Below are 23,807 nucleotides of genomic sequence, written 5' to 3'. Positions count from 1 at the left end.
TCTCGCATGCCCGGCCCGCCGGCCGCCACACCCTTCGGCACGCGGCGAGTCCGGCCCGAACGTCCCGTCCCTCCGCTCGATCGTGCCGCAGGCCCCGCCCGGTCGTCGCCGGCCCTACCCCGCGCGGATGCCCTTCTCCCGCACGATAGCGCCCCACATCTCGAGCTCCCGCCTGTAGTAGGCGGCGAAGCCCTCCGGCGTGTCTTCCACCGTCTCCATGCCGAGTTCGGCGATGCGGCCCTTCACGTCAGGCGCCCGCACCGTAGCGAGGTTGGCCCGGTGCAGCCGCTTCAGGATGTCGTCGGGCGTGCCGGCCGGCGCGAACATCGCGAAGTCGGTGGTGGTGCGGAAGCCGGGCAGGCCCAGCGCCTCCGCGACCGTCGGGACCTGCGGCAGCAGCGGCGTGCGCTGGTCGCCGGTGACGGCGAGGACCCGCACATCGCCCGAGCGGACGAAGGGCAGGCCGGAGACGGCATCGAGGCAGGAGATCTGCACCTCGCCGGCCACCAGCGCCTGGGTCGCCGGCGCGCCGCCCTTGTAGGGGACGTGCAGGATGTCCGCCTTGGTCTGGAACAGCAGCATCTCCATCGCGAGATGGAAGGAGGAGCCGGACCCGGCCGAGGCATAGGTCAGCTTGCCCGGCTGCGCCCTGGCCAGCGCGATCAGCTCCGGCAGCGTCCGCGCGGGCACCGAGGGGTGCACGCAGAGATAGAGCACGTTGAAGGCGACGAGGCCGAGCGGCGCGAAGGCCTTCTCGTGCTCATAGGGGATGTCCATCAGGTGCGGCGCCATGGCGTAGGTGCTGTTGGTGCCGACCAGCAGGGTGTAGCCGTCCGGCCGCGCCCGGGCGACCGCGAGATGCCCGACGGTGCCGGAGGCGCCGCCGCGGTTGTCCACCAGCACGGGCTGGCCGAGTTCCTGCGCGAGGCGGGGGGCGATGACGCGCACCACCGTGTCGGTGGAGCCACCCGGCGGCCAGGGCACGACGATGGTGACGGGCCGGTTCGGCCAGGGTCCCGTGGCTTGCGGCGCAGCCTGGCTTGTCCCCTGGCCCGTCCCCTGCCCCGTTCCCTGCCCTGCCCCCTGGGCCAGCGCCCGCCCCGCTGCCGCGGCGCCGCCCAGCACCGCCAGTCCCGCGAGCGCCGTGCGGCGCCCTATCCCCTTCCCGTCCATTCCGCCCTCCCTGGCCTTTCGGCTTGCTTGCCGCACAGGATGTCCAAGCCGGCCGGCTTTTTCCAGCATCGTGATGAGCCGGCCGGCGGTTTCCATCCCGGCGGGGCCTGCTAAGGTCCGGCGCCCGGAGGAAAGCCTATGACCACCCCGATCAGCCTGGAGGCGATGGCCGCGAGCGTGCCCGATGGCGCCCTCATCGCCCTGCCGCCCGACAATTCCCTGCCCTCCGTCGCGCTGGCCAAGGCGTTGGTGCGGCGCGGCGCCCGCGGCCTCAGGCTGCTCGGCGTGCCGGTGGCGGGCTTCGCCGCCGACATGCTGATCGGCGCCGGCTGCGTCGCCGAGATCGAGACCAGCGCCGTCTCCCTCGGCGAGGCCGGCTTCGCCCCGCGCTTCTCGGCCGCCGTGAAGGCCGGGACGCTGGTGGTGCGCGACTGCACCTGCCCCGCCGTCCACACCATGCTGCAGGCGGCCGAGAAGGGCGTGCCCTTCATGCCGCTGCGCGGGCTGATCGGCAGCGACATCCTGCGGCACCGGCCGGACTGGAAGGTGATCCCGAACCCCTATGCCGAGGCGGGCGAGGACCCGATCGTGCTGCTGCCCGCGCTGCAGCCGGATGTCGCCATCTTCCACGCCGTCATGGCGGATGAGGAAGGGAATGTCTGGCTCGGCCGCCGGCGCGAATGCGCGACCATCGCGCATGCATCGAAGCGCGCGCTGGTGACGGTGGAACGGGTGGTGCCCGGCAATTTCCTCGAGGACGAGCGCCTGGCCCCCGGGGTGATCAACGCGACCTACGTCACCGACATCGCCATCGCCGAGCGCGGCGCGCATCCCGTCGCGCTGCTCGACGAATACGGCTTCGACGCGGCCTATGTCAGCGACTATGCCCGCATGGCGAAGACCGAGGCCGGCTTCGCCGCATGGCTGGCGCGCGAGGTCTTCGAGCAGAGGGCCGCGGCCGCCGAATGAGCGACGTGAAGCTTGAGGAACGCCTGGCCGCCGCCCTGGCGCGGCTGATCCTGGCCCCCGATGCCCCGCCGGCCCGCCACATCGCGGTCGGCGCCGCCTCCCCCATCCCGGCCGCCGCCTGCTGGCTGGTCCGCAAGCAGGGCAGGCCGGTGCGGCTCTCCCTGCTGCACCGGCGCAGCGGCAATCCCTTCACCGAGGGCACGCGGGAACTCTTCGACCTGACGGGACAGGGGCGGATCGACCTGTTCTTCCTCGGCGGCGGGCAGATCGACGGCCAGGCCAACCTGAACCTGGTCGGCACCGGCGAATGGCCGGGGCGTGGCGTGCGCTTCCCCGGATCCTTCGGCTCGGCCTTCATGTACATGATGGCGCATCGCACCATCCTGTTCCGGGAGGAGCACTCGCCCCGCGTGCTGGTCGAGCGCGTCGACAATATTTCTGCCAGTGGCGTGAACGAGCCGGGCGTCTTCCGCCGCGGCCATGCCCAGGCGCTGGTCACCGGCAAATGCGTCTTCCGCTTCCACCCGGACCGGGCGCGCTTCTCGCTGCTGAGCGTCCATCCCGGCGAGACGGTGGCAAGCATCCGCGCCGCGACCGGCTTCGACTTCGACGTGCCGGCCGAGGTGCCGCAGACGCCCGACCCGACGCCGGAGGAACTGGCGCTGCTGCGCGGCCCGGTCTGCGACGAGATGCTCGAGACCTATCCGGAGTTCTGCGCCCGCGTGTTCGGGCGGTCCGCCGACCGAGGCGCCGGCCCGGCCCGCGATGCCGGGCGCGCCGGCCAGACCCAGCCTGCCGCCGTATAAGAGGAAAGCCGCCGCATGACCGACGCCCTCCCGACCACCGAAGGCAAGGGCCTCGCGCGCTCCGCCGGCGCCCTCGCGGGCCTGCGCGTCATCGACCTCACCCGCGTGCTCGGCGGCCCCTATTGCACCATGGTCCTCTCCGACCACGGCGCCGAGGTGATCAAGCTGGAGCCGCCGCAGGGCGACGAGGTGCGCGACTGGGGCCCGCCCTTCGACGAGGCCGGTGACGCCAGCTACTTCGTGGGCGTCAACCGCAACAAGCGCTCCGTCGGCCTCGACCTGTCGAAGCCCGAGGGCAAGGAGGTGCTGCTGCGCCTGCTCGAGGGCGCCGACGTGCTGGTCGAGAATTTCAAGCCCGGCAGCATGGAGAAATGGGGCCTCGGCTACGAGCAGGTGCTGAAGGCGCGCTTCCCGCGCCTGGTGCATTGCCGCGTCTCCGGCTTCGGCGCGACCGGCCCGCTCGGCGGCTTCCCGGGCTACGACGCCGTGCTGCAGGCCATGACCGGGCTGATGTCCATCAACGGCACCGGCGACAGCGGCCCGACCCGCCTCGGCAACCCGATCGTCGACATCGCCACCGGCCTCTTCTCCGCCATCGGCATCCTGATGGCGCTGCAGGAGCGGGAGAAGAGCGGCCTCGGCCAGTACGTCGACATGACGCTGCATGACTGCGGCATGGCGCTGCTGCACCCGCATGCCGCGAACTACTTCCTCAGCGGCAAGCGGCCGAAGGCGACGGGGAACCCGCATCCCAATCTCGCGCCCTATTCCAAGTTCCGCACCCGGACCTGCGAGATCTTCGTCGCCGCCGGCAACGACCCGGCCTTCCGGAAATTCTGCGACTTCCTCGGCATGCCCGAGGTCGCGCAGGACCCGCGCTTCGCCACCAATGGGGCGCGTGTGACGAACCGGGACGCGCTGACGGCACTCCTCGAAGCGCGCTTCGCCGAGGAGGATGGCCATGACCTGACGCGCCGCATGCTGGCCGCCGGCCTGCCCGCCGGCCCGGTGCTGCATGTGGACGAGGCCATGGCGGCCGAGCACACCGCGCACCGCGCGATGGTGACGGAGCTTGGCGGCTACCGCGGCCTCGGCACGCCCATCAAGCTCTCCCGCACCCCGGGCGGCACCCGCGCCGCGCCGCCGCGCTTCGCCGAGCATACGGAGGAGGTGCTGGCCTCCCGCGGCTTCTCGGCCGAGGAGTTGAAGGCGCTGCGGGCCAGCGGCGTGCTGGTGGAGCAGCGGCGGAAGTAGCCCCGCGGCAGGCGGACGGCGGGGGCAACCGCCCGGTCAGGCCGCCTGCCCTGGCCGGCGCAGCAGCGCCTCCACCTCCCGCGCGGCGCGGGCCGGTTCGGCGAAGGCCAGGCCGAGCCTGCCCTCCGCGGCCCAGGCGATGGAGGCCGCGACCGGTGCACCGGCGCCGGGCAGCACGACGTGCAGGGCCGTGCCGGCAGGCGGCGGCGAGGCGCAGGCGAGGCCCATGCCGCCCGCCGAGACGTCGCGCAGGATGGCCTCGACCTCCCGCCCGTCCGGCAGCCGCAGCAGCGCCTTCCGCTGCCCCGGCACCGCCTGGCGCGGGGTGCGCCGCCGCTCGCCGTCGTCGCTGCGCAGCACTTCGATGAAGCCGTCCACCTCGGCGTTCAGCGTGGTCGCCTGGGCGCCCACCGCCTGCGCCGCTTCCAGCACCTGGCCGCTGGCCGTGCCCGATTGCCGCGCGACCTCCGACAAATCCTGCATGGCGCCCGCCACGACCGTGGTGGTGGCGGAGACGGCCTGGACCCGCAGGTTGATCTCCCGCGTCGCGGCGCCCTGTTCCTCGACCGCCGCGGCGATCGCCGCCGCCACCTCGTCCATCCGGCCGATCGCATCCGTCACCGCCTGCATGGCCGTGGTCGCCTCCGCGGTCGCCTCGCGCATGCCGCTGATCTGGGCGGCCACTTCCCCGGTCGCCTTGGCGGTCTGGGCGGCAAGCTGCTTCACCTCGCCCGCCACCACGGCGAAGCCCTTGCCCATCTCGCCGGCCCGCGCCGCCTCGATGGTCGCGTTCAGCGCCAGGAGGTTCGTCTGGCCGGCGATCTCGCCGATCAGCCGCACCACGCCGGTGATCCGCTCCGCGCCGCCGCTCAGCGCCTGCATGCGCGCATCCGTGGCCTTCGCCGCCGCCACCGCGTCGCGCGCCACCTGCGCCGCCTGGGCCACCTGCCGGCTGATCTCGGCGACGCTCGCCGTCAGTTCCTCGGCGGCGGAGGCGACGGTGGACAGGTTGGCGGCGGCGGTATCCGCTTCCCCGGCCGTCGCGGTGGCGCGCCCCTCGGTCTGCCGGGCGCTCTCGGCCATGCCCTGCGCCGCCGCCTGCATGCCGGCGGCGGACTGGCCGAGCGCGGCCATGACGCCGGCGACGGAGCGGCCGAAGGCCGCGGTGTGCCGCTCCATCGCCGCCGCCCGGCGTTCGCGCGCCCCACGCTCGACCGCCGCCGCGGCCTCCAGCCGCGCCTTCGCCTCGAGGCTGTCGCGGAATTGCTCGAGCGCCGCGGCCATGGCGCCCAGCTCGTCCCGCCGGCCATGGCCGGGGATGGCGATCCCCGTCTCGCCCGCCGCCAGGCGCCGCATCGCCGCCGCCATGCCGGCCAGGCTGCGCGCCAGGCGGGAGGCGGCGAGCAGCGCGGCCGGCAGCGCCCCGAGCAGGACCAGCAGCCCGGCACCGCCGATCCAGAAGAGGCTGGCGCGCTCGGCGGCCTGCCAGCCGGCGAGCGGCATGGCGAGGACGAGCAGGCCGGAGGCCTGACCCGTGACATCCCGGATCGGCATGCCCCGCGCCAGATAGGCGCCCTGCCCCGCCAACTCGATCCGCACCGGCCCGGGCGCGTCCCGCAGCGCGGCCAGCAGCGCCCCGGCATCGAGGTCCGGCAGGGTGGAGGCGGCCAAGCGGCCGGCGCCGAACAGGATCGCCTCCCCGCCCGTCAGGCTGGCGACCTGGCGCGCCGTCGCGTCGTTCAGCCGCGCCGCCGCCTTCACGGTGCCGACCAGCCGCCCCTGCCGCTCCACCGGCAGCACCGCGCCGATCGCCAGCTCGCCGGAACTGGGGGAGACGACGACGCCGAGCGCCGGGCTGCCGCCGAGCGCGAGCCGCACATCGGCGACCTGCGACTTGTCGTCGCCCGCCGCCCCGGGATTGTGCGCCCGGAACAGGACGCGGCCGGCCGCGTCCGTCGCCTCGAGCACCGCAAGGCGGCTATCGATGCCGCGCTGGGTGCGGAAGGCCTCGGCCATCACCGACCGCAACGCGTCGGGCGGCCCCTCCGCCAGGGAAGCGGCCAGGTCCGGGCGCCCGGCCAGGGCTGCGGCCGTCGCGTGCATCCGCGCCTCGGCATCGCGGAGCGCCCAGTCGGCCCGCAGCACGGCACCCGCCAGCGCCTCCGCCAGCGTGCCGTCGCGCATCCCGCGGCTGGAGACGATGCCGGCGGCACTGGCCAGCATCACCGCGATGAGGGCGGGAACCAGGGCAAGGAGGATGAGGCGGCCCTGCAGCCCGGTGGCGAAGGTCCGAATTCCGAAAGTCCAGAAGCCCCTTTGCATGCCTGGCGATCCGCTGCGGCGCATTGCCCCGAGCATGCCGCCCGGTGGTGAAGATGCGATGAAGCGCCCGGCGCGGCCCCGTGTATCCGCGGGTTTCCCGGCTTGCGCCCCGGGCGCCGGGCCGTTCTAATGCCGCCCGTCCAGGAACGAATGCCGCCGGTGACCCGGAACGGGCCCAGGCCAAGGCACAGGGAGGCTGCATGCACTGCCGTCGCGGGGCGCCCCGGCGCCCCGAACCGAATCGCATCCCCGCGCCCCGGCGCGGCACTCGGGGCTGAGCGGCGGCGCATGGCCCTGCTCGAGGTCCAGGACATCGTCATCCGCTTCGGCGGCGTCACCGCCGTCGCCGGCGTCTCCTTCGAGGTCGAGGAGCGCCAGATCTGCGGATTGATCGGCCCGAACGGCGCCGGCAAGACCACCACCTTCAACTGCATCAGCGGCATCTACCGCCCGAACAGCGGCCGGATCGTCTTCGCCGGGCAGGAGATCACCGGCCTGCCGCGGCACCGCATGACCGGGCTCGGCATCGGCCGCACCTTCCAGAACCTGGCGCTGTTCCGCAGCATGACGGTGCGGGAGAACGTGCTGGCCGGCGCGCATGCCGCGGGACACAGCGGCTTCCTCGCCAGTGCCCTCGGCCTGCCGCAGGTGCGGCGCGAGGCCGCCGAGGCCGAGGCCCGCGCGCGCGAGCTGCTGGCGCTGCTGGACCTGGAGCGCGTGGCCGACGCACCGGTCGCCGCCCTGCCCTTCGGCTGGCAGAAGCGCGTCGAGATGGCGCGCGCCCTGATCAGCCGCCCGAAGCTACTGCTCCTCGATGAGCCGGCCGGCGGGCTCAACCACGGGGAGGTGGACGAGCTGGCGGAGCTGCTGACCGGGATCCGGCGCAACTTCCAGCTCGCCATCCTGCTGGTCGAGCATCACATGTCCCTGGTGATGCGCGTCTCCGACAAGGTGGCGGTGCTCGACTTCGGCAAGAAGATCGCGGACGGCACGCCCTATGACGTGCGCAACGACCCGGAGGTGATCCGGGCCTATCTCGGCGGCGGGGACGACCATGCCCGCGCTGCTTGAGGCCAAGGGCCTGAAGGCCGGCTACGGGCCGACGCATGTGCTGCACGGCCTCGACTTCCGGGTGGATGAGGGCGGCGTCACCGCCCTCCTCGGCGCCAATGGCGCGGGCAAGACCACGACGCTGCGCGCCATCTGCGGCATGGTCCGGACGGAAGGCGAGATCGCCTTCCAGGGCGAGCGGCTGCACGGCCGCGCGACGGAGGACATCGTCCGGCGCGGCATCGCGCATGTGCCGGACGGCCGCGGCACCTTCATGGAACTCACCGTGGAGGAGAATTTCCGCCTCGGCGCCTATGTCCGGAACGACCGGCAGGTGCAGGCCGATTTCGACCGCATGTGCGAGTGGTTCCCGCGCCTGAAGCAGCGCTGGAAGCAGCAGGCCGGCACGCTCTCGGGCGGCGAGCAGCAGATGCTGGCCATCGCCCGCGCCCTGCTGCTGCGGCCCAAGTTGCTGCTGCTCGACGAGCCGAGCTTCGGCCTCGCGCCGCTGATCGTGCAGGAGATCTTCGGCATCATGCGGCGCATCCGCGCCGAGAGCGGCGTCGGCATCCTGCTGGTCGAGCAGAACGCCAACCTCGCGCTCGAGCTCGCCGATCTCGCCTATCTGCTGGAGACCGGCAACATCGTCATGTCGGGCATCGCCGCCGAGATCCGGCAGGACGATGCGGTCCGACGCTCCTATCTGGGGTACTGACCCGATGGATGGATTGGCGCACCAGATCGTCGCCGGCATTGCGACGGGCGGCATCTATGCCTCCGTCGCGCTGGCGATCGTCATGATCTACCAGGCGACGCACCACGTGAACTTCGCACAAGGGGAGATGGCGACCCTCTCCACCTTCATCGCCTGGAGCATGATCCAGGCGGGCCTGCCCTATTGGGTCGCCTTCTTCGCGACCATCGCCGTCTCCTTCGCGATCGGCGTCGTGGTGGAGCGCATCCTGATCCGGCCGGTGGCGAATGCGCCGGTGCTGACGCTCGTCGGCGTCTTCATCGGCCTGCTGCTGATCGTCGGCAATGCCACGGGCTGGATCTTCGGCTACACGACCAAGGTCTTCCCCTCGCCCTTCAGCAGCGACCAGCCGCTCCTCGGCGGCCTCGTCTCGGCGCATGAGCTCGGCAGCACGGTGGTGACGCTGGTCGTGCTGACGCTGGTCTGGGCCTTCTTCCGCTTCACCAAGCTGGGGCTGGCGATGCGCGCCGCGGCCTACAACCCGCGTTCCTCGCGCCTCGTCGGCATCCGCGTCGGCTGGATGCTGGCGCTGGGCTGGGGGCTCGCCGCCGCCATCGGCGCGGTGGCGGGGATGATGGTGGCGCCGGTGGTCTTCCTCGACCCCACCATGATGCTCGGCATCCTGCTCTACGCCTTCGCCGGCGCGCTGCTGGGCGGCATCGACAACCCGGCGGGCGCGGTGCTGGGCGGCTTCACCGTCGGCGTGCTGGAGAACCTGGCCGGCGCCTATGTCGTCGGCACGGAGCTCAAGCTGACGGTCGCGCTCGCCATCATCATCGGCGTGCTGGTGGTGCGTCCCTCCGGCCTCTTCGGCCGCGTCGTCTTCAGCCGGGTGTGAGGATAGCATGAGCGCCAGCAAGGGCCTTCCCGCCGACATCCGGCTCGAGGAGATCGCCGCCCCGGCCGCGACGCCCGCCTGGCAGCGCGCGCTGCTGGTCCTGGGCGGCCTCGCCATCGCCATCGCGCCCATCTTCGTGCTGGAGAGCTTCCACCTCTTCCAGCTCACCATGGCCGTCATCATGGCGCTCGCCGTGCTCGGCCTCAACATCGTCTCGGGCTACAACGGCCAGATCAGCCTGGGCCACGGCGCCTTCTTCGCGGTCGGGGCCTATTGCACCGCCATCCTGATGTCGCATCTCGACTGGTCCTTCTGGGCGACGCTGCCGGTCTCGGCCGTGGTCTGCGGGATCATCGGCTACGGCGTCGGCTTCCCGGCGCTGCGCCTCGCGGGCCATTACCTCGCGCTGACCACCTTCTCCCTCGCGGTGGCCGTCCCGCAGATCCTCAAGCACAAGTCGATCGAGGACTGGACCGGCGGCGTGCAGGGCCTCTTCCTGGTCAAGCCGGATGCGCCGGCCGGCATCCCGCTGACCGCCGACCAATGGATGTACGTGGTCACGGTCATCGTGGCGGGGGTCTGCTTCCTGCTGGCCTGGAACCTCATCCGCAGCCGCATCGGCCGCGCCCTGATCGCCACCCGCGACCACCCGACGGCCGCCGAGGCGATGGGGATGGACATCGCCTCCCTCAAGACCCGGGCCTTCGCGGTCAGCGCCATCATCACCGGCATCGCCGGCTCGCTCTCCGCCGTCGCGGTCGAGTTCGTGGCGCCCGACAGCTTCAGCTTCGGCGTCTCCATCACGCTCTTCGTCGGCATGGTGGTGGGCGGCGTCGCCTCCATCCTCGGCTCGCTCTTCGGCGGTCTCTTCGTGCTCTTCGTCCCGAACATCGCGGAGGCGATCAGCAAGGCGGCGCCGGGCGTGATCTACGGCGTCATCCTCATCCTCTTCCTCTTCCTGCTGCCGGACGGCTTCGCGGGGCTGCTGCGGCGGATCGCCGGGCGGCTGCGCGGGCGCGGCTGAGATAACGAATCAAGACCGGGAGTGCCTGCATGACCACGACGCGCCGCTCTGTCCTCGGCGGGGCCGCCGCGGCCCTCGCCCTGCCCGGCCTCGCCCGGGCGCAGGAGAGCCCCGGCGTCACCGCCACCGAGATCCGCATCGGCACCACCTATGCGCTCTCCGGCCCCGCCTCCGCCTATTCCCTGATCCCGAAATGCCTGACCGCGGTCTTCAGGCGGCTGAACGAGCAGGGCGGGATCAACGGGCGGCAGGTCACCTTCCTGGTCAATGACGACGGCTACCAGCCGCCGCGCACGCTGGAGCAGGCGCGCAAGCTGGTGGAGCAGGAACGGGTCGCCTTCCTCTTCAACAACCTGGGCACCCCCACCAACAGCGCCATCCAGCGCTACGCCAACCAGCGCAAGGTGCCGCACCTGTTCCTCGCGACCGGCGCCGACAAATGGGCCGATCCGAAGGCCTATCCCTGGACCATCGGCTGGCAGCCGAGCTACCGGACCGAGGCGCAGATCTACGCCAAGCACATCCTGGAGCAGAAGCCGAATGCGAGGATCGGCCTGCTCCATCAGAACGACGACTTCGGCAAGGACTACGTGAACGGCGTGAAGGACGTGCTGGGCGCACGCTTCGACGCCATGGTGAAGACCGCCTCGCACGAGGCGACGGATGCGACCATCGACAGCCAGGTCGTCTCCCTGCAGGCGGCGGGCTGCGACGCGCTGGTCTGCGGCATCATCCCGAAATTCGCCTCCCAGGCCATCCGCCGGGTCTTCGACCTGGGCTGGCGTCCCCTGATGTTCATGTCGAACGTCTCCGTCTCCGGCGCCGTCGTCATCGAGCCGGCGGGGAAGGAGAAGGCGGTCGGCCTCATCACCTCCGACTACCGCAAGGACCAGTCCGATCCCTCCTGGGCCGACGACCCCGGCATGAAGGAATGGCGCGACTTCATGGCGCGCTACATCCCGGATGGCGAGCTCGGCGACAACAACTACACCTATGCCTATGGCGCCGGGCTGACGCTGCTGCAGGTGCTGCGGCAATGCGGCAACGACCTCTCGCGCGAGAACATCCTGAAGCAGGCGACCAGCCTGCGGCCGCTCGCCCTGCCGACGCTGCTGCCCGGCGTGACCGTCAGCACCAACCCGGACAACTACCACCCGATCCGGCAGATGCAGTTGCAGCGCTGGGACGGCCGCGGCTGGGTGCGCTTCGGCAGCGTCATCGAGGGCGCGAACGTCTAGCCCAAGGGGAGAGGAAGCCTGATGCTCGGACGACGGGGATGGCTGGCGGCGGCACTGGCCGCGCCGGCGGTGGCACGCGCGGAGGACCTGCCCGGCGTCACCGCGACCGAGCTGAAAATCGGCAACACCATGCCCTATAGCGGCCCGAACAGCGCCTATGGCGTCATCGGCCGCACCGAGCAGGCCTTCATCCGCATGCTAAACGAGACGACGAGCTTCGGCGGGCGGAAGCTCAACTTCGTCACCTATGACGACGGCTTCAGCCCGCCGAAGACGGTCGAGCAGGCGAGGCGGCTGGTGGAGCAGGACCGCGTCGCCTTCCTCTTCAACCCGCTCGGCACCCCGACGAACAGCGCGATCCAGCGCTACTGCAACCAGCGCAAGGTGCCGCAGCTTTTCGTCGCCACCGGGGCCGACAAATGGGGGAACTGGAAGGAGTTCCCCTGGACCATGGGCTGGCAGCCCAGCTACCGGACCGAGGCGCAGATCTACGCCAAGCACCTGCTGGCCGAGCGCCGCGACTTCCGGCTGGCGATCGTCTACCAGAACGACGATTTCGGGAAGGACTACATCGCCGGCATGCGCGACGTGATCGGCGCCGAGCGCTTCGACGCGACGGTCAAGACCGCGAGCTTCGAGATCACCGACCCGACGCCGGACAGCCAGATCCTCTCGCTGCAGGGAACCGGGGCCGATGTGCTGATGATCGCCCTCGGCCCCAAGGCCGCGGCGCAGGCGATCCGCAAGACCTTCGACATCGGCTGGCAGGCACAGCGCTACCTGACGAATGTCTCCCTCTCGGTCGGCGCGGTCATGCAGCCGGCGGGCGTGGAGAAGGGCGTCGGCATCATCACCTCGGGCTACCTGAAGGAGCAGGGCGACGCCGCCTGGCGCGACGACCCAGGCATGAACGAGTACCGCGCCTTCATGAAGCAGTGGATGCCCGAGGGCGACCTGCACGATGCCAATACGGTCTATGGCTATGCGCTGGGGCGCACGCTGCGGCAATTGCTGACGCAATGCGACGGCAACTTCTCGCGCGAGAACATCATGCGCCAGGCGGCGAATCTCAGGAACGTGGCGATCCCGGTGCTGCTGCCGGGGATCACCCTAGACACCGGCCCGCAGGACTACCGGCCGATCCAGAGGATGCAGTTGCAGCGCTGGGATGGCGCCTCCTGGGTCCGCTTCGGCGGCCTCATCGAAGGGGCCGATGCCTGACCGAGACGTCGCGGCGCGAGCACCGGCGCACAGAAACAGAAGCGGGGCTTGGGGAGAATGCCTTCTCCCCGAGCCTCGTCTTTCCCCACGAACGGACAGCAACGACAGGGAGACAGGAATGATCCTCACCCGCCGCCACCTGCTTGCCGCCGGCGCCGCCACGCTGGCGGCGCCCTCCCTCGCCCGGGCGCAGGAGACGCCCGGCGTGACCGCGACCGAGCTCCGCATCGGCAACACCATGCCCTATAGCGGGCCGGCCAGCGCCTATGGCTCGATCGGCCGCTCGCACGAGGCCTTCTTCAGGATGATCAACGACCAGGGCGGCATCGCCGGTCGGAAGATCAACTTCATCACCTATGACGACGGCTACAGCCCGCCCAAGACGGTGGAGCAGACGCGCCGGCTGGTGGAGCAGGACAAGGTCGCCTTCACCTTCAACCAGCTCGGCACGGCCTCGAACAGCGCCATCCTGCGCTACATGAACCAGCGCAAGGTGCCGCACATCTTCCTCTCGACCGGCGCCGACAAGTGGGGCAACTACCAGGACACGCCCTGGACCATCGGCTGGCAGCCCAGCTACCGGACCGAGGCGCAGATCTACATGAAGCACCTGCTGGAGCAGCGGCCGAACGCGAAGATCGGGCTGCTTTTCCAGAACGACGACTTCGGCAAGGACTATGTCAACGGCGTCAAGGACGTCCTGGGCGCCCGCTACGACCAGATGGTCCGCGCCGTCAGCCACGAGGCGACGGACCCGACCATCGACAGCCAGGTCGTCACCCTGCAGCAGGCGGGATGCGACGTGATGGTGACGGCGACCACGCCGAAATTCGCCGCCCAGACCGTGCGCCGCGTCTTCGACGTGGGCTGGCGCCCGGCCTTCCACTACCTGACGAACGTCTCCATCAGCGTCGGCACGGTGATGGAGCCGGCCGGGCCGGAGAAGGGCGTGGGCATCATCACCTCGGCCTATCTGAAGGACCCGACCGACCCGGCCTGGGACGAGGACAAGGGCATGAACGAGTGGCGGGACTTCATGCGCCGCTACATCCCGAACGGCGACATGAAGGACGGCAGCTATCCTTTCGCCTATGGCATCGCCCAGACGCTGATGCATGTGCTGGAGAAGTGCCGCGGCAATTTTGCCCGCGATAACATCATGAAGCAGGTGGCCGATATCCACGACTTCGTGCCGGCCACGCTGATCCCGGGGATCAAGGTCGCGACCTCCGCGACCAATTTCCATCCGATCCGGCAGATGCAGTTGCAGCGCTGGACCGGCCAGACCTGGCAGCGCTTCGGCGGCGTCATCGAAGGCGCCAATGTGTGAACCGCGGCGCGGGGTTCCGGCCCCGCGCCTCCCCCTCAGCGGGCGGTATAGCCCCCGTCCACCTGCCAGCAGGACCCGGTGACGAAGCCGGCGCGATCGGAGCACATCCAGACCACGGCCTCGGCGATCTCCTCCGCCTTGCCCATGCGCGCCAGCGGCACGCGCGCGATGATGGTCTCGCCGCGCCGGCGCATGGTGTCCTCGGTCATCGGCGTCTCGATATAGCCGGGGCAGACCGCGTTCACCCGGATGTTCTCCGCGGCATGGTCGATCGCCGCCGCCTTGGTCAGCCCGACCACCGCGTGCTTGCTGGCGACATAGGCCGCGGCGCCGCCGCCGCCGACCAGCCCCAGGATGCTGGCGGTATTGACGATGGCGCCGCCGCCTTGCTTGCGCATCTGCTGCACCTCGTGCCGCAGGCAGCGCCAGACGCCGTGCAGGTTCACCTCGATCAGGCCGAGCCAGGCCGCCTCCTCGAGATCCGCCGCCGGCACGCCCGCCGAGTTGAGCTGGTAGGGCGCGACGCCGGCATTGTTGAAGGCGCAGTCGAGGCTGCCGAAGGCCTCGACCGTCGCCGCGACCATGGCCGCCACCTGCGCGTCCTCGGTCACGTCGCAGGCGATGGCGACCGCCTCGCCGCCGGCATCCTCGATGGCGCGGACGGTCGCCTTCGCGGCGTCGAGGTTGCGGTCCGCCGCCGCCACCCAGGCGCCCTCCCGCGCGAAGGCCAGCGCCGTGGCACGCCCGATGCCGGAGGCGGCGCCGGTGACCAGCGCCGCCTTGCCCTCCAGAAGTCCCGCCACCGCTCAGCCCCCCGCGAAATGGTGGGCGAGCGCGAGCGCCGCCTGCCGCAGCGCCAGGTCGGCGGCCGGGATGAACTTGCCCATGGTGAGAAAGGCATGGATCTGGTCGGACATATGGACATGCGTCACGCGCACGCCATCCGCCTCGAGCCTTCGCGCGAACTCGATCCCTTCGTCCACCAGCGGGTCGTAGCCGGCGGTCATGACATAGGCGCTGGCCACGCCCTGCAGGCTCGGCACCCTGAGCGGGCTCGCCTGCCACTCCACCCGCCGTGCCGGGTCCGGGGTGTAGTGGTTGATGAACCAGCGCATGGTCTTGTCGGTCAGGATCAGGCCTTCGGTGAAGCGCTCATAGGCCGGGCGCTCCCCCGCCATGTCGGTGGCGGGATAGAGCAGTAGCTGGAAGCCAACTTTCGGGAGTGCCCCGTCGCGCGACATGATCGCCAGGACGGCGGCCAGGTTGCCGCCGGCGCTGTCGCCGCCCACCGCGATGCGGCTGGGGTCGAGGCGCAGCGCACCGGCATTCTCGGCGACGAAGCGCAGCGCCGCGGCGCAATCCTCCACCGCCGCCGGATACACATATTCCGGCGCCATCCGGTAATCCACCGCGACCACGCTGCAGCGCGCCGCATTGGCGAGGAGGCGGCAGGGCGCGTCATGGCTGTCGAGGTCGCCGATCACCCAGCCGCCGCCATGCAGGTAGAGCAGGCAGGGCAGCGCCTCCCCGACCTTGGTGCCGGCGCCGCGGTAGCGCCGCAGCGGGATGGGGCCGCGTGGGCCGGGGCAGGTCAGGTCCTCGACCTCGGCCACCTCCTCCGGCTCGGCGCCGAGTACGGCGCGCGACTTGGCGCTCGCCTCGCGCGCCTCGGGCGGGCTCAGCAGGTGCAGCGGCGGCCGGCCGAGCTCCTTGATCAGGTTCAGGACGGCGACGGCGCCGGGATCGATCGGCATGGATTCACCCCACCCAGGACAGGATTGCGTCCGCCACCATATCCGGCCGGTCGAGTTCCGCGAGATGCCCGGCACCGGGAATCACGCGCAACTCGCTCGGCCCGCCGAGACATTCCGCGATGCGCCCGGCATAGCGGCGCGGCATGACGCGGTCCTGCTCGCCCCAGAGCAGGAGTGTCGGCGCCTTGACCAGCGGCAGGCGCTTCTCGAGCCGCGTATTGCCGAGCGGCCAGAAGATGCGGGCCGCGGCCTCGCTGGCGCGGGTCTGCTCGATCGGCCATTCGACGCTGTTGGCGCCCTCCGGCACCGCCTTCAACGCGCGCCAGGTCTCCGGATCGGCGCAGAGCAGCCCGGGCAGCGCATCGGCGCGCTGCGCCCAGGGGTCGGCGGGCGGATCCGCCTCGTCATAGAGGCCGAAGGGCGCGATCAGCGCTAGGCGCCTGACGCTCTCGGGCCAGAGCGTCGCCATCTCGGCGGCCATGGAGGCGCCGACGGAGGAGCCCGCCAGGTCCGCCCCGTGCAGGCCGGCCGCCAGGATCACCTGCCGCACCGCGAGCACCCAGTCGAGGTGGCTGTCCAGCACCGCGTGGCCGCGGTCGCCGCCGGGGAAGCCGGGAAGCGAGGGGACGATGACGGTGCGTCGCTCGGCGAGGTGGTCGAGGAATGGCACCCAGCGCGGCAGCCCGCCGAAGCCGGCGAGGAAACCCAGCGGCGCGCCGCTGCCCTTGCGCCAGATGCGCGTCGGGAAGCCGTTGACCTCGACGGTCGAGACATCGGGCTCGCTCATGCCGCGCCCCTACTCCGCCGCGAGCTTCGGCGCGAAGGCGGGCAGCGGCGCCCGCTCGCCCGCCTCCATCGGCTGCGGCCACCAGCGGTCCTCGTATTCCGCGAAGCGCGAGCGCAGCCGCGGCATCACCGTCTCGGCGAAGACGCGCGTGTTGTACTGCGTGAGGTCCTTGCCCATGTTGCCGAACTGCATGAGCAGCATGAGATGGCCGACATGCAGGTCGTCGGCGAGCGCGTTGAGCTGCTCCAGCACCTCGTCCGGGCTGCCGATCACGACATAGCCGCGCTCGACGAAGTCGGCCATGGTCATGCCGCGGTTGGTCTTGTCGCCCTGGATCAGCGTCTGCGCATTCGCCGCCTTCTTCACCATGCTCTCGAGGCCGGCGCGCTGCGTCGCCTCCGTGCTGTAGCCGGCGGGCGCGGCGAAACGCGGGTCGATGTGCAGGCAGCGGTTGAAGAAATACTCGGCCGGCTCGGTGTAGAGGTCGAGCGCCTGCTGGCGGCTCTCGGCGACGGCGACGACCTGCGCGAAGCCGGCGCGGTAGGGGTTCCGGTCCTTGCCGAGGCGCGCCATCTCGGCCCAGAAGCCGTCCATGGTCGCCTTGCCCGCCTTGTAGCCGTAGTAGGAGAGGTAGCAGTAGACATAGTCCATCTGCGCGCACCACTGCCAGGTCTCGACGCTGCCGCCGCCCGGGATCCAGATGGGCGGATGCGGCTGCTGCACCGGGCGCGGCCAGATGTTCACGTAGCGCTGCTGGTTGTAGCGGCCGTTGAAGGCGAAGGTGTCCTTCTCGGTCCAGGCCTTGATGACCAGGTCATGCGCCTCGAGATACCGCTCGCGCAGCATGGACGGGTTCTGGCCATAGGCGAAACAGGTGTCCATCGGCGTGCCGACGGGAAAGCCCGCGATCAGCCGCCCGCCGCTGATGACGTCGAGCATCGCGAATTCCTCTGCGACGCGGGTCGGCGGGTTGTAGAGCGCCAGCGAGTTCCCCATCACGCAGATCGGCACCTGCGTGGTCCGCCGCGCCAGCGCCGAGGCGATCAGGTTCGGGCTCGGCATCAGGCCGTAGCCGTTCGAATGGTGCTCGTTGACGCAGATGGCGTCGTAGCTGCAATCGGCCGCGAACTCCAACTCGTCCATGAAGTCGTTGTACATCAGGTGCGCGCGCTTCGGGTCGAAGAGCGAGCTGTGGATGTCCACCCAGACCGAAGGATGCTTCTGCCGGAAATCCTCCGGCAGCTCGGTATAGGGCATGAGGTGGAACCACATCATCTTCATGGGACCGTCTCCTCGGGCGCGTCGTTCCGGGCGCGCGCTTCCGCCGCCAGCTTACGGTCCTCCGGCCGGTTGCGGAAGCAGCGGGGCGGACGGCGCGGGCGTCGCGAGGACGCGGCCGCCCTCCGGTCAGGGATGGCGCGCCCCCGGGCTGATGGCGACCGGCACGCGCTGCGGCTGCAGGCCACCATGGGCATGCGCATGATCATGGCCATGCTCGTCCTCGTCGTGGCCCTCGCCCTCCGCCGCCGCCTCCCCGGCATTGGCGAGTTCCACCGGATGCCCGTGCGGCGTGTTCAGATAGGCCTGCCGCCACTGCCGTGCCCGCGCCGACATCGCCGGCGCCGTGGCGAGGCCGCGTGCCGCCGTGATGGCCTCGAGCGCGGCGAGGAACTGGCGATGATAGGCCGCGTCGGCATCCTCCTCCGCCCGCTGCGGGCGTGCCGCCACCTCCGCGGCCAGGGTGCGCACCCATTCCTCCCAGGCGAAGTGTCCCTGCCGGTGCAGCAGCACGACCAGCGCGAAGGCCTTCGCCTGCCAGGGCTCGCGGAAGCCGCCGCCGCCCGGGTCCGGGCCGACGGGCTCCGTCACGGGGCCGGATCCAGGTAGTCGTCCCAGAGGTCGAGCCGCAGCGTGTCCCGCTCGCCGGCCGCCGGCCCCCATAGCTCGCGGGCGGTGAAGCGCACGGTGTAGACATGCTGCGGCTTGTCGCCCTGCCGATGGGCGGAGGTGTCGGGGAAGACGAAGACGCCGTGGTCGTGCTCCACGACGCCGCGCTTGCCACGGGCGTAGCGCGGCAGCCGCGTATGATGCTCCGGGTTCAGCACGCGCACCGTCACGCGGTCGCCCGGGCGGAAGCGCGGCGCGACCGGCCTGTCGACACGGGTCGAGCCGCCGGTCGCGATCAGCGCCGGCACCTTGTCCGGGGTGACGACCTGCATCAGGCGCCTCCCCCGGCCAGCGCCGCCTGGCGGGCGCGCAATTCCTCGGCGCCGACCGCGCCGCCCTCCACCAGCAGCGTCTCCATTGCATGCAGCCAGTGTTCGTAATAGCTGCTGCGCAGATACTCCCCGGCCGGCATGCGCTCGATGGCGTGGCGGAACTGGTCGACATTGTAGTGGCCGCCGCCGAAGGTCGCCATCATCACGCCGAAGACGCGGCGCTCCCAGCCCGCGTGGAAGACGGGCTCGTTCGGCTCCGGGTTGATGGCGCCGAGGCCATGCATGCCGCCGAGGTCGTGGATGCCGTTCATGGCGCGTCTCCCGCCGCGGCCGGAGGCGGCGCGATCACCGCCGTCCCGATCATCGAATCCCGGCTGACCAGCGCGGCGAGCTGCTCCTCCGTCCAGCCCTCCGTTCCCTCGGGGCGGCGCGGCAGCACCAAGTAGCGCAGCTCGGCATTGCTGTCCCAGACGCGGATCTCGGTCTCCGGCGAGACCTCGGTGCCGAATTCGAGCAGCACGCCGCGCGGGTCGGTGACGACGCGGGCGCGGTAGGGCGCCGCCTTGTACCAGACCGGCGGCAGGCCGAGCGTCGGCCAGGGGTAGCAGGAGCAGAGGGTGCAGACGACGACGTTGTGCACCTCCTCGGTGTTCTCGACGACCACCATGTCCTCGCCCTGCGCGCCGGTGAAGCCGAGCTCGGCGATGGCGCTCGTGGCGTCCTGCAGCAGCCGCGCCTTGTATGCCGGATCGGCCCAGGCGCGCGCGACCACCCTGGCGCCGTTGCGCGGGCCGATCTTGGTCTCGTAGGTCTCGATGATGTCGTCGATCGCCTTGGGGTCGATCAGCCCCTTCTCGACCAGCAGCGATTCGAGCGCCTTGATGCGCAGCTCGGGATCGCTCGGCGGCGCGGTGTGGCCATGTTCGGTCACGATGCTCCTCCTGCTCCGGTGGCGGGAATGTGCGGCGGGACGGCGGGCGGCTCAGCCTCCCGGCAGGGTGCCGGCCGCCAGGGTGGCGATCCCGACGCCCAGGATGGTGGCCCCGGCCAGCCTCGGCGCCAGCATGCCCGCCCCGGCCGGCCCGGCAGCGGACCAGCGCCGCCCCAGCCGCGCGAGGCCGGCCGCGATCGCGCCCTGCACCAGGCCGAGGCCGAGCAGATAGGCGATCACCGGCGTCGGCTCGGCGCCGGTGACCGTCTCGCCATAAGCAACGCCATGCACCAGGCCGGCAAGGGCCGCCAGCGCCGTCCAGGCGGCGGCGGGCAGCGCCCGGCCGCCGGCGGCCAGCGCCCCGCCGGCAGCCGCGACGGAGAGGGCGACGAGGATCTCGACCGCCGGGCCGGTCGGCGCCCAGCCATGCAGCAGCACGCCGAGCAGCGAGGCGCCGACGAAGGTCGCGGGTACCGCGGCGCCGAGCCGGGCGATGCCGGCGGCGAGGCCCACGGCCAGGATGAAGCCCAGATGGTCCAGCCCGATCAGCGGATGCGCAAGGCCGGAGAGGAAGCCCTCGGCGAATCCGGTCGGCATCATGCCGCCGCTCACGTGATGGGCTGCCGCCGGGAAGGCCAGCGTGAGTCCGCCCAGCAGGCCGGCCGGTATCGCTGCGATACGCTGCATCCTGATCCCTCCTCGAGAATCCTGGACGCGACGGTCTGCGTTCCGGTGCGGAGGCGGTGCCTCCGCAGGGCCCCGGTTGACAGAGCGATCCGCCCATTCGGGCGGTCACACCCGACCGCGATCGGCACGAGCCTACAGTATACGACGCGGCGGCAAAGCCTTTTCGCGCAGGCGACCCCGCGTCCCTTGTATGTCGGGCGAGCCGATTCAGACCTCCGGGCCATCCGGGGCACCCCACGAAACGCCGCTTCGTGGAGCCCCCTTCGGCCCTTCGGTCATCGGCACGCGTCAGGCCACGTCGCCCGGCGGCCGCGGCGCGGCGGCGGTGCCATTGCCGCCGACCAGCACCGGCTCCAGCAATCCCTCGGCCTCCCGCTTCAACTGTCGGTAGCTACGGACCGAGAAGAACAACATGGACACATAGAGGATGCCGCCCCCGGCCAGCGCCGCCCAGGGCTCGGTCAGCAGCACCGCGACATAGGCGCCGATGCCCAGCAGCAGCGGCAGCACATACTCCGCCGGCACCTTGAAGTTCTTGAAGCTCCAGGTCGGCAGCGTCGAGACCATCAGCCCCCCCACCACCACCAGCAGCGGGCCGGGGACGAGGGGGTGGCGCGCCACCGCGGCGAGGCCCGGCAGGTCCCACTCGGCGAAGGCCAGCGCGGCGAAGAGGGGGAAGAGGGCGAGCCCCGCCCCCGCCGGCGCCGGCACGCCGGTGAAGAAGTTCTGCGCATAGGCCGGTTTCGGCGGCGGCCCGGTCAGCGGCAGGGCTGGCGCATCGACGAGCGAGGCGTTGAAGCGCGCGAGCCGCAGCGCCGAGCAGACCGCGAAGAGCAGGCAGGGCGCGAAGCCGAGACCCCCCGCATCGTGCAGCGACCACATGTAGAGGACGAGGGCCGGCGCCACGCCGAAGCAGAGGAAGTCCGAGAGGCTGTCGAACTCCGCCCCGAAGCGGCTGGTGCCCTTCAGCAGCCGGGCGATGCGCCCGTCCAGCCCGTCGATCGCGCCGGCGACCACGATCAGCACCGCCGCCTTCTCCCACTGCGCATCGAGCGCGACGCGAATGGCGGTCAGCCCGGCGCAGAGACCGAGCATGGTCAGGATGTTCGGCACCAGCCGGTTGAAGGACAGCCCGCGGTAGCGCGGCCGCGTGCGCGGCCGCAGCCGCCGCAGCCGGCCGCGCAGCCGCGCCCCGCCGTTCACGCCGCCCCCCTCTGGCCGAGCTCCGCGATCACCGTCTCGCCGCCGATCATGGTCTGGCCCTGCGCCACCAGCGGCAGCACACCGGGGGGCAGGTAGAGGTCGGTGCGGCTGCCGAAGCGGATGATGCCGAAGCGCTGGCCGGCGCGGAGCATGTCGCCCTCCCGCACGTCGCAGAGGATGCGGCGCGCGATCAGCCCGGCGATCTGCACCACCGCCATGTCGCGGCCATCCGGCAGGCGCAGCGCGAGGGCGTTGCGCTCGTTGTCCTCGCTCGCCTTGTCGAGCGAGGCATTGAGGTACTTGCCGGGACGGTAGGCGATGCGGGTGACCGTGCCGTCCACCGGCACCCGGTTCACGTGCACGTCGAGGACCGAGAGGAAGATCGCCACCCGCCAGCGCGGCAGCGGGCCGAGGCCGAGCTCCTCCGGCGGGATGGCCTGCGCCACGCTCACGATCCGCCCATCCGCCGGGGCCAGCACCAGGCCGGGCCGCGGCGGCGGGACCCGCGCGGGGTCGCGGAAGAAATAGAGGCAGAAGAGGGTGAAGAGGAGGCCGAGCTCGAAGAGCCAGCCGCCCAGCAGCCAGCCGCCGAGCAGAGCTACCCCGAGACCGCCAAGAATGAAGGGCCGGCCCGCCGGATGCGGCGGGGCCAGCACCAGCCGCAGACTGCGTCCGATCGCCATGGCGCCGGTTTATGGTGTCTTCACCCTGTGGCGGCAAGCTGCGCCGGCCATGCAGCCCCTGAACCTCGGTCCCTTCGCCGTCGCGCCGGACGGCGCCCTGCGGCCGCGCGAGCCGCAGGCCCCGCCCGCCCTCCGGTTCCGCTGGCGCGGCCGGCCCTGCGAGGCCGCGGTCGCGCCGGACGGCCTGCGGCTCGCCGCCATCGCCGGCCGCATCCCCTCCACCGCCGAGCCCGGCGCCGACCGGCCCGGCGCCTTCGCGGCGCTTGCCAGCCTGCCCGCCGCCCTGCCGCCGGGCTGGCGGCTGCGGCTGCTCCCCGACCATCGCATCAGGCTGGAGGCGGCCGACAGGCTGCCGGCGCCGACCGCGACCAGCGTGATCGCCGCCATGGTGCGCTTCGCGCTCGCGCTCGACCCCTATCTCGACCGGCTGGAGACCGTCTCGGCCGGCGTCTCCCCGGGCAGGCTGAACACCTGCCCGGGATAGATCCGGTTGGGGTCGCGGATCTGCTCGCGGTTCGCCTGGTAGATGAGGGTGTAGCGCGTGCCGCGGCCATAGACCCGCCGCGCGATGCGCCAGAGGGTGGTGCCGGGCTGGACGATCATCCGCCCCTCCGCCGGCTCCTCCTCTGCCGCCCGGTCGCGCTGGAAGGGCAGCTCGATCCGGGCCGCGACGGTGCCGGCCGCGGCAAGCTGGTCCACCCGCAGCACGTGCCGGCCATAGGCAGGCTGGTCGGCGGGGCTCAGCGCCCAGCGGCCGGCCGGATCCGCCACCGCATCCCCGGCATGCGCCGGGCCGACATAGACTCGGAGGGTGCTGCCCGGCGGGGCACTGCCGGCGAAGCGCATGGCGCCGGCATCGTCGTAGTCCACCACGTCGAGGCCGAGGCGTGGCCGGCCCGGCTCCGGCGGGGCCTGCAGGATTCGCGGCGCGACGCCGGCGGCGGTGGTCGCCGGCAGCAGCAAGGCAGTGGCGCCCGCCGTCTCGGGCCGCGCCGCCGCGGCCATCGCCGGCTCCGGCACCAGCAGCAGCAGGGTATCGCGGGAGGGCACGGCCTCGCCGCCCGGGCTGCGGGACAGCAGGGCCAGTTCGCGCGGGCCGGGCGGCAGGGGCTCGGCCGGCAGGATCACCCACTCGCCCCTGGCATCGGACCGGGCCCGGCCGATCTCCCGCCCGCCCGCCAGCAGCCGCACCTCGGCCCCGGGCGGGGCGCTGCCGGCGGTCACCAGTGTGCCGCGGGCGCCGACCCGGGCGATGTGGAAGCGCGGCGCCTCGGGTCCCGCGACCGGTTCGCTCGCCACCGCCGGAGCAGGCGGGGCAGCGGCAGCCGGGGCGGAGGGCGCGACCAGGACGGCGGACACGACGCGTTCATCCGTGCCGGGCGGCGGCCCGAGGCGCGGGAAGGCATCCGGCAGCATCAGCCAGGCCGTGCCCGTCGCCGCGGCGACGATCAGGCAGAGCAGGCCGACCCGACCCCATTTGGTCGCCTCCGTCATGGCACGGTCACTCGTCGTGGGGATGGCCCAGCGGCAAGGTCATGCTATCGCCTTATTCCTCCGGACTGAA

General features: G+C 71.8%; 25 protein-coding genes. 11 read left to right on the top strand and 14 right to left on the bottom strand.

The annotated features are described in order from the left end of the window. Positions 1-114 precede the first annotated feature (114 nt). Entirely contained in the window at positions 115-1,173 is a 1,059-nt protein-coding gene (locus tag Q7A36_RS15580) for a Bug family tripartite tricarboxylate transporter substrate binding protein (protein ID WP_305104639.1), read from the bottom strand. A gap of 138 nt (positions 1,174-1,311) precedes the next feature. Here Q7A36_RS15580 and Q7A36_RS15575 point away from each other — a divergent pair, with 138 nt between their 5' ends. Genes Q7A36_RS15575 through Q7A36_RS15565 form a run of 3 tightly spaced genes read left to right on the top strand, consistent with a single transcriptional unit; the run spans position 1,312 to position 4,202 of the window. Continuing rightward, a complete protein-coding gene (locus Q7A36_RS15575; protein WP_305104638.1) occupies positions 1,312-2,142 on the top strand; it encodes a CoA transferase subunit A in 831 nt (276 codons plus the stop codon). Next, positions 2,139-2,948: a CoA-transferase gene (locus tag Q7A36_RS15570; protein WP_305104637.1), complete on the top strand. Its 810-nt coding sequence runs from the start codon at positions 2,139-2,141 to the stop codon at positions 2,946-2,948. The genes Q7A36_RS15575 and Q7A36_RS15570 overlap by 4 nt, the downstream gene beginning before the upstream one ends. Positions 2,949-2,963: 15 nt before the next feature. Then, positions 2,964-4,202 carry a CaiB/BaiF CoA transferase family protein gene (locus tag Q7A36_RS15565; RefSeq protein ID WP_305104636.1) on the top strand — a complete coding sequence of 413 codons (1,239 nt, stop codon included), beginning with the start codon at positions 2,964-2,966 and terminating at the stop codon, positions 4,200-4,202. Between the two features lie 36 nt (positions 4,203-4,238). On the opposite strand, the gene Q7A36_RS15560 is transcribed toward Q7A36_RS15565, so the two are convergent. Further along, complete coding sequence (locus tag Q7A36_RS15560) at positions 4,239-6,524, bottom strand: methyl-accepting chemotaxis protein (protein WP_305104635.1); 2,286 nt, start codon at positions 6,522-6,524, stop codon at positions 4,239-4,241. A gap of 288 nt (positions 6,525-6,812) precedes the next feature. On the opposite strand from Q7A36_RS15560, the gene Q7A36_RS15555 reads away from it, so the two are divergent. The 7 genes from Q7A36_RS15555 to Q7A36_RS15525 all read left to right on the top strand — a co-directional run bounded on the left by Q7A36_RS15555 (position 6,813) and on the right by Q7A36_RS15525 (position 13,979). Continuing rightward, complete coding sequence (locus Q7A36_RS15555) at positions 6,813-7,595, top strand: ABC transporter ATP-binding protein (RefSeq protein ID WP_305104634.1); 783 nt, start codon at positions 6,813-6,815, stop codon at positions 7,593-7,595. After that, entirely contained in the window at positions 7,579-8,289 is a 711-nt protein-coding gene (locus tag Q7A36_RS15550; RefSeq protein ID WP_305104633.1) for an ABC transporter ATP-binding protein, read from the top strand. Before Q7A36_RS15555 ends, Q7A36_RS15550 begins: the two co-directional genes overlap by 17 nt. Positions 8,290-8,293: 4 nt before the next feature. After that, positions 8,294-9,166 carry a branched-chain amino acid ABC transporter permease gene (locus Q7A36_RS15545; RefSeq protein WP_305104632.1) on the top strand — a complete coding sequence of 291 codons (873 nt, stop codon included), beginning with the start codon at positions 8,294-8,296 and terminating at the stop codon, positions 9,164-9,166. 7 nt (positions 9,167-9,173) lie between these two features. Beyond that, the gene (locus Q7A36_RS15540; protein ID WP_305104631.1) at positions 9,174-10,190 is read left to right on the top strand and encodes a branched-chain amino acid ABC transporter permease; all 1,017 of its coding nucleotides are present in this window, start codon (positions 9,174-9,176) and stop codon (positions 10,188-10,190) included. A gap of 29 nt (positions 10,191-10,219) precedes the next feature. After that, positions 10,220-11,428, top strand: a complete 1,209-nt coding sequence (locus Q7A36_RS15535) for an ABC transporter substrate-binding protein (protein WP_305104630.1) — start codon at positions 10,220-10,222, stop codon at positions 11,426-11,428. A gap of 21 nt (positions 11,429-11,449) precedes the next feature. Beyond that, positions 11,450-12,649 (top strand): ABC transporter substrate-binding protein, encoded by a 1,200-nt coding sequence (locus tag Q7A36_RS15530; protein ID WP_305104629.1) that lies wholly within the window; start codon positions 11,450-11,452, stop codon positions 12,647-12,649. 118 nt (positions 12,650-12,767) lie between these two features. Further along, positions 12,768-13,979 (top strand): ABC transporter substrate-binding protein, encoded by a 1,212-nt coding sequence (locus Q7A36_RS15525; RefSeq protein WP_305104628.1) that lies wholly within the window; start codon positions 12,768-12,770, stop codon positions 13,977-13,979. 35 nt (positions 13,980-14,014) lie between these two features. Here Q7A36_RS15525 and Q7A36_RS15520 read toward each other — a convergent pair whose 3' ends face one another. From Q7A36_RS15520 to Q7A36_RS15470, 11 genes are all read right to left on the bottom strand, one after another. Beyond that, positions 14,015-14,782, bottom strand: a complete 768-nt coding sequence (locus tag Q7A36_RS15520) for a glucose 1-dehydrogenase (protein WP_305104627.1) — start codon at positions 14,780-14,782, stop codon at positions 14,015-14,017. A 3-nt stretch (positions 14,783-14,785) separates the two neighbouring features. Beyond that, complete coding sequence (locus tag Q7A36_RS15515; RefSeq protein ID WP_305104626.1) at positions 14,786-15,733, bottom strand: alpha/beta hydrolase; 948 nt, start codon at positions 15,731-15,733, stop codon at positions 14,786-14,788. Between the two features lie 4 nt (positions 15,734-15,737). Beyond that, the gene (locus Q7A36_RS15510) at positions 15,738-16,520 is read right to left on the bottom strand and encodes an alpha/beta fold hydrolase (RefSeq protein WP_305104625.1); all 783 of its coding nucleotides are present in this window, start codon (positions 16,518-16,520) and stop codon (positions 15,738-15,740) included. Between the two features lie 9 nt (positions 16,521-16,529). After that, positions 16,530-17,801, bottom strand: coding sequence for an LLM class flavin-dependent oxidoreductase (locus tag Q7A36_RS15505; RefSeq protein WP_305104624.1), 1,272 nt, complete (start codon positions 17,799-17,801; stop codon positions 16,530-16,532). Between the two features lie 126 nt (positions 17,802-17,927). Continuing rightward, positions 17,928-18,389: a nitrile hydratase accessory protein gene (locus tag Q7A36_RS15500; RefSeq protein WP_305104623.1), complete on the bottom strand. Its 462-nt coding sequence runs from the start codon at positions 18,387-18,389 to the stop codon at positions 17,928-17,930. After that, complete coding sequence (locus Q7A36_RS15495) at positions 18,386-18,739, bottom strand: SH3-like domain-containing protein (RefSeq protein WP_305104622.1); 354 nt, start codon at positions 18,737-18,739, stop codon at positions 18,386-18,388. Before Q7A36_RS15495 ends, Q7A36_RS15500 begins: the two co-directional genes overlap by 4 nt. Continuing rightward, positions 18,739-19,050: an SH3-like domain-containing protein gene (locus Q7A36_RS15490; protein ID WP_305104621.1), complete on the bottom strand. Its 312-nt coding sequence runs from the start codon at positions 19,048-19,050 to the stop codon at positions 18,739-18,741. The genes Q7A36_RS15495 and Q7A36_RS15490 overlap by 1 nt, the downstream gene beginning before the upstream one ends. Continuing rightward, positions 19,047-19,670, bottom strand: a complete 624-nt coding sequence (gene nthA / locus Q7A36_RS15485) for a nitrile hydratase subunit alpha (RefSeq protein ID WP_305104620.1) — start codon at positions 19,668-19,670, stop codon at positions 19,047-19,049. Before nthA ends, Q7A36_RS15490 begins: the two co-directional genes overlap by 4 nt. A 51-nt stretch (positions 19,671-19,721) precedes the next feature. Further along, a complete protein-coding gene (locus Q7A36_RS15480; RefSeq protein ID WP_305104619.1) occupies positions 19,722-20,357 on the bottom strand; it encodes a HupE/UreJ family protein in 636 nt (211 codons plus the stop codon). A gap of 288 nt (positions 20,358-20,645) precedes the next feature. Next, a complete protein-coding gene (locus tag Q7A36_RS15475; protein WP_305104618.1) occupies positions 20,646-21,560 on the bottom strand; it encodes a CDP-alcohol phosphatidyltransferase family protein in 915 nt (304 codons plus the stop codon). After that, positions 21,557-22,243 carry a phosphatidylserine decarboxylase gene (locus Q7A36_RS15470; protein ID WP_305104617.1) on the bottom strand — a complete coding sequence of 229 codons (687 nt, stop codon included), beginning with the start codon at positions 22,241-22,243 and terminating at the stop codon, positions 21,557-21,559. Before Q7A36_RS15470 ends, Q7A36_RS15475 begins: the two co-directional genes overlap by 4 nt. Before the next feature lie 49 nt (positions 22,244-22,292). Here Q7A36_RS15470 and Q7A36_RS15465 point away from each other — a divergent pair, with 49 nt between their 5' ends. Further along, positions 22,293-22,727, top strand: coding sequence for a hypothetical protein (locus Q7A36_RS15465; protein WP_305104616.1), 435 nt, complete (start codon positions 22,293-22,295; stop codon positions 22,725-22,727). Here the strand turns inward: Q7A36_RS15465 and Q7A36_RS15460 are convergent. Further along, positions 22,658-23,737 carry a LysM peptidoglycan-binding domain-containing protein gene (locus Q7A36_RS15460; RefSeq protein ID WP_305104615.1) on the bottom strand — a complete coding sequence of 360 codons (1,080 nt, stop codon included), beginning with the start codon at positions 23,735-23,737 and terminating at the stop codon, positions 22,658-22,660. The genes Q7A36_RS15465 and Q7A36_RS15460 overlap by 70 nt on opposite strands. Positions 23,738-23,807: the final 70 nt, after the last annotated feature.

This window comes from Paracraurococcus lichenis (genome assembly GCF_030657435.1).
Taxonomy (GTDB): domain Bacteria; phylum Pseudomonadota; class Alphaproteobacteria; order Acetobacterales; family Acetobacteraceae; genus Paracraurococcus; species Paracraurococcus lichenis.
Note: the sequence above shows the minus strand (reverse complement) of the source record. Positions and strands in the feature narration are given on the sequence as shown.

What these genes read in the sequence shown, in the direction of transcription:
- Q7A36_RS15580 (WP_305104639.1), bottom strand. Translation starts at nt 1,173, where the DNA reads ATGGACGGGAAGGGGATAGGGCGCCGCACGGCGCTCGCGGGACTGGCG.
- Q7A36_RS15575 (WP_305104638.1), top strand. Translation starts at nt 1,312, where the DNA reads ATGACCACCCCGATCAGCCTGGAGGCGATGGCCGCGAGCGTGCCCGAT.
- Q7A36_RS15570 (WP_305104637.1), top strand. Translation starts at nt 2,139, where the DNA reads ATGAGCGACGTGAAGCTTGAGGAACGCCTGGCCGCCGCCCTGGCGCGG.
- Q7A36_RS15565 (WP_305104636.1), top strand. Translation starts at nt 2,964, where the DNA reads ATGACCGACGCCCTCCCGACCACCGAAGGCAAGGGCCTCGCGCGCTCC.
- Q7A36_RS15560 (WP_305104635.1), bottom strand. Translation starts at nt 6,524, where the DNA reads ATGCAAAGGGGCTTCTGGACTTTCGGAATTCGGACCTTCGCCACCGGG.
- Q7A36_RS15555 (WP_305104634.1), top strand. Translation starts at nt 6,813, where the DNA reads ATGGCCCTGCTCGAGGTCCAGGACATCGTCATCCGCTTCGGCGGCGTC.
- Q7A36_RS15550 (WP_305104633.1), top strand. Translation starts at nt 7,579, where the DNA reads ATGCCCGCGCTGCTTGAGGCCAAGGGCCTGAAGGCCGGCTACGGGCCG.
- Q7A36_RS15545 (WP_305104632.1), top strand. Translation starts at nt 8,294, where the DNA reads ATGGATGGATTGGCGCACCAGATCGTCGCCGGCATTGCGACGGGCGGC.
- Q7A36_RS15540 (WP_305104631.1), top strand. Translation starts at nt 9,174, where the DNA reads ATGAGCGCCAGCAAGGGCCTTCCCGCCGACATCCGGCTCGAGGAGATC.
- Q7A36_RS15535 (WP_305104630.1), top strand. Translation starts at nt 10,220, where the DNA reads ATGACCACGACGCGCCGCTCTGTCCTCGGCGGGGCCGCCGCGGCCCTC.
- Q7A36_RS15530 (WP_305104629.1), top strand. Translation starts at nt 11,450, where the DNA reads ATGCTCGGACGACGGGGATGGCTGGCGGCGGCACTGGCCGCGCCGGCG.
- Q7A36_RS15525 (WP_305104628.1), top strand. Translation starts at nt 12,768, where the DNA reads ATGATCCTCACCCGCCGCCACCTGCTTGCCGCCGGCGCCGCCACGCTG.
- Q7A36_RS15515 (WP_305104626.1), bottom strand. Translation starts at nt 15,733, where the DNA reads ATGCCGATCGATCCCGGCGCCGTCGCCGTCCTGAACCTGATCAAGGAG.
- Q7A36_RS15510 (WP_305104625.1), bottom strand. Translation starts at nt 16,520, where the DNA reads ATGAGCGAGCCCGATGTCTCGACCGTCGAGGTCAACGGCTTCCCGACG.
- Q7A36_RS15505 (WP_305104624.1), bottom strand. Translation starts at nt 17,801, where the DNA reads ATGAAGATGATGTGGTTCCACCTCATGCCCTATACCGAGCTGCCGGAG.
- Q7A36_RS15495 (WP_305104622.1), bottom strand. Translation starts at nt 18,739, where the DNA reads ATGCAGGTCGTCACCCCGGACAAGGTGCCGGCGCTGATCGCGACCGGC.
- Q7A36_RS15490 (WP_305104621.1), bottom strand. Translation starts at nt 19,050, where the DNA reads ATGAACGGCATCCACGACCTCGGCGGCATGCATGGCCTCGGCGCCATC.
- Q7A36_RS15480 (WP_305104619.1), bottom strand. Translation starts at nt 20,357, where the DNA reads ATGCAGCGTATCGCAGCGATACCGGCCGGCCTGCTGGGCGGACTCACG.
- Q7A36_RS15470 (WP_305104617.1), bottom strand. Translation starts at nt 22,243, where the DNA reads ATGGCGATCGGACGCAGTCTGCGGCTGGTGCTGGCCCCGCCGCATCCG.
- Q7A36_RS15465 (WP_305104616.1), top strand. Translation starts at nt 22,293, where the DNA reads ATGCAGCCCCTGAACCTCGGTCCCTTCGCCGTCGCGCCGGACGGCGCC.
- Q7A36_RS15460 (WP_305104615.1), bottom strand. Translation starts at nt 23,737, where the DNA reads ATGACGGAGGCGACCAAATGGGGTCGGGTCGGCCTGCTCTGCCTGATC.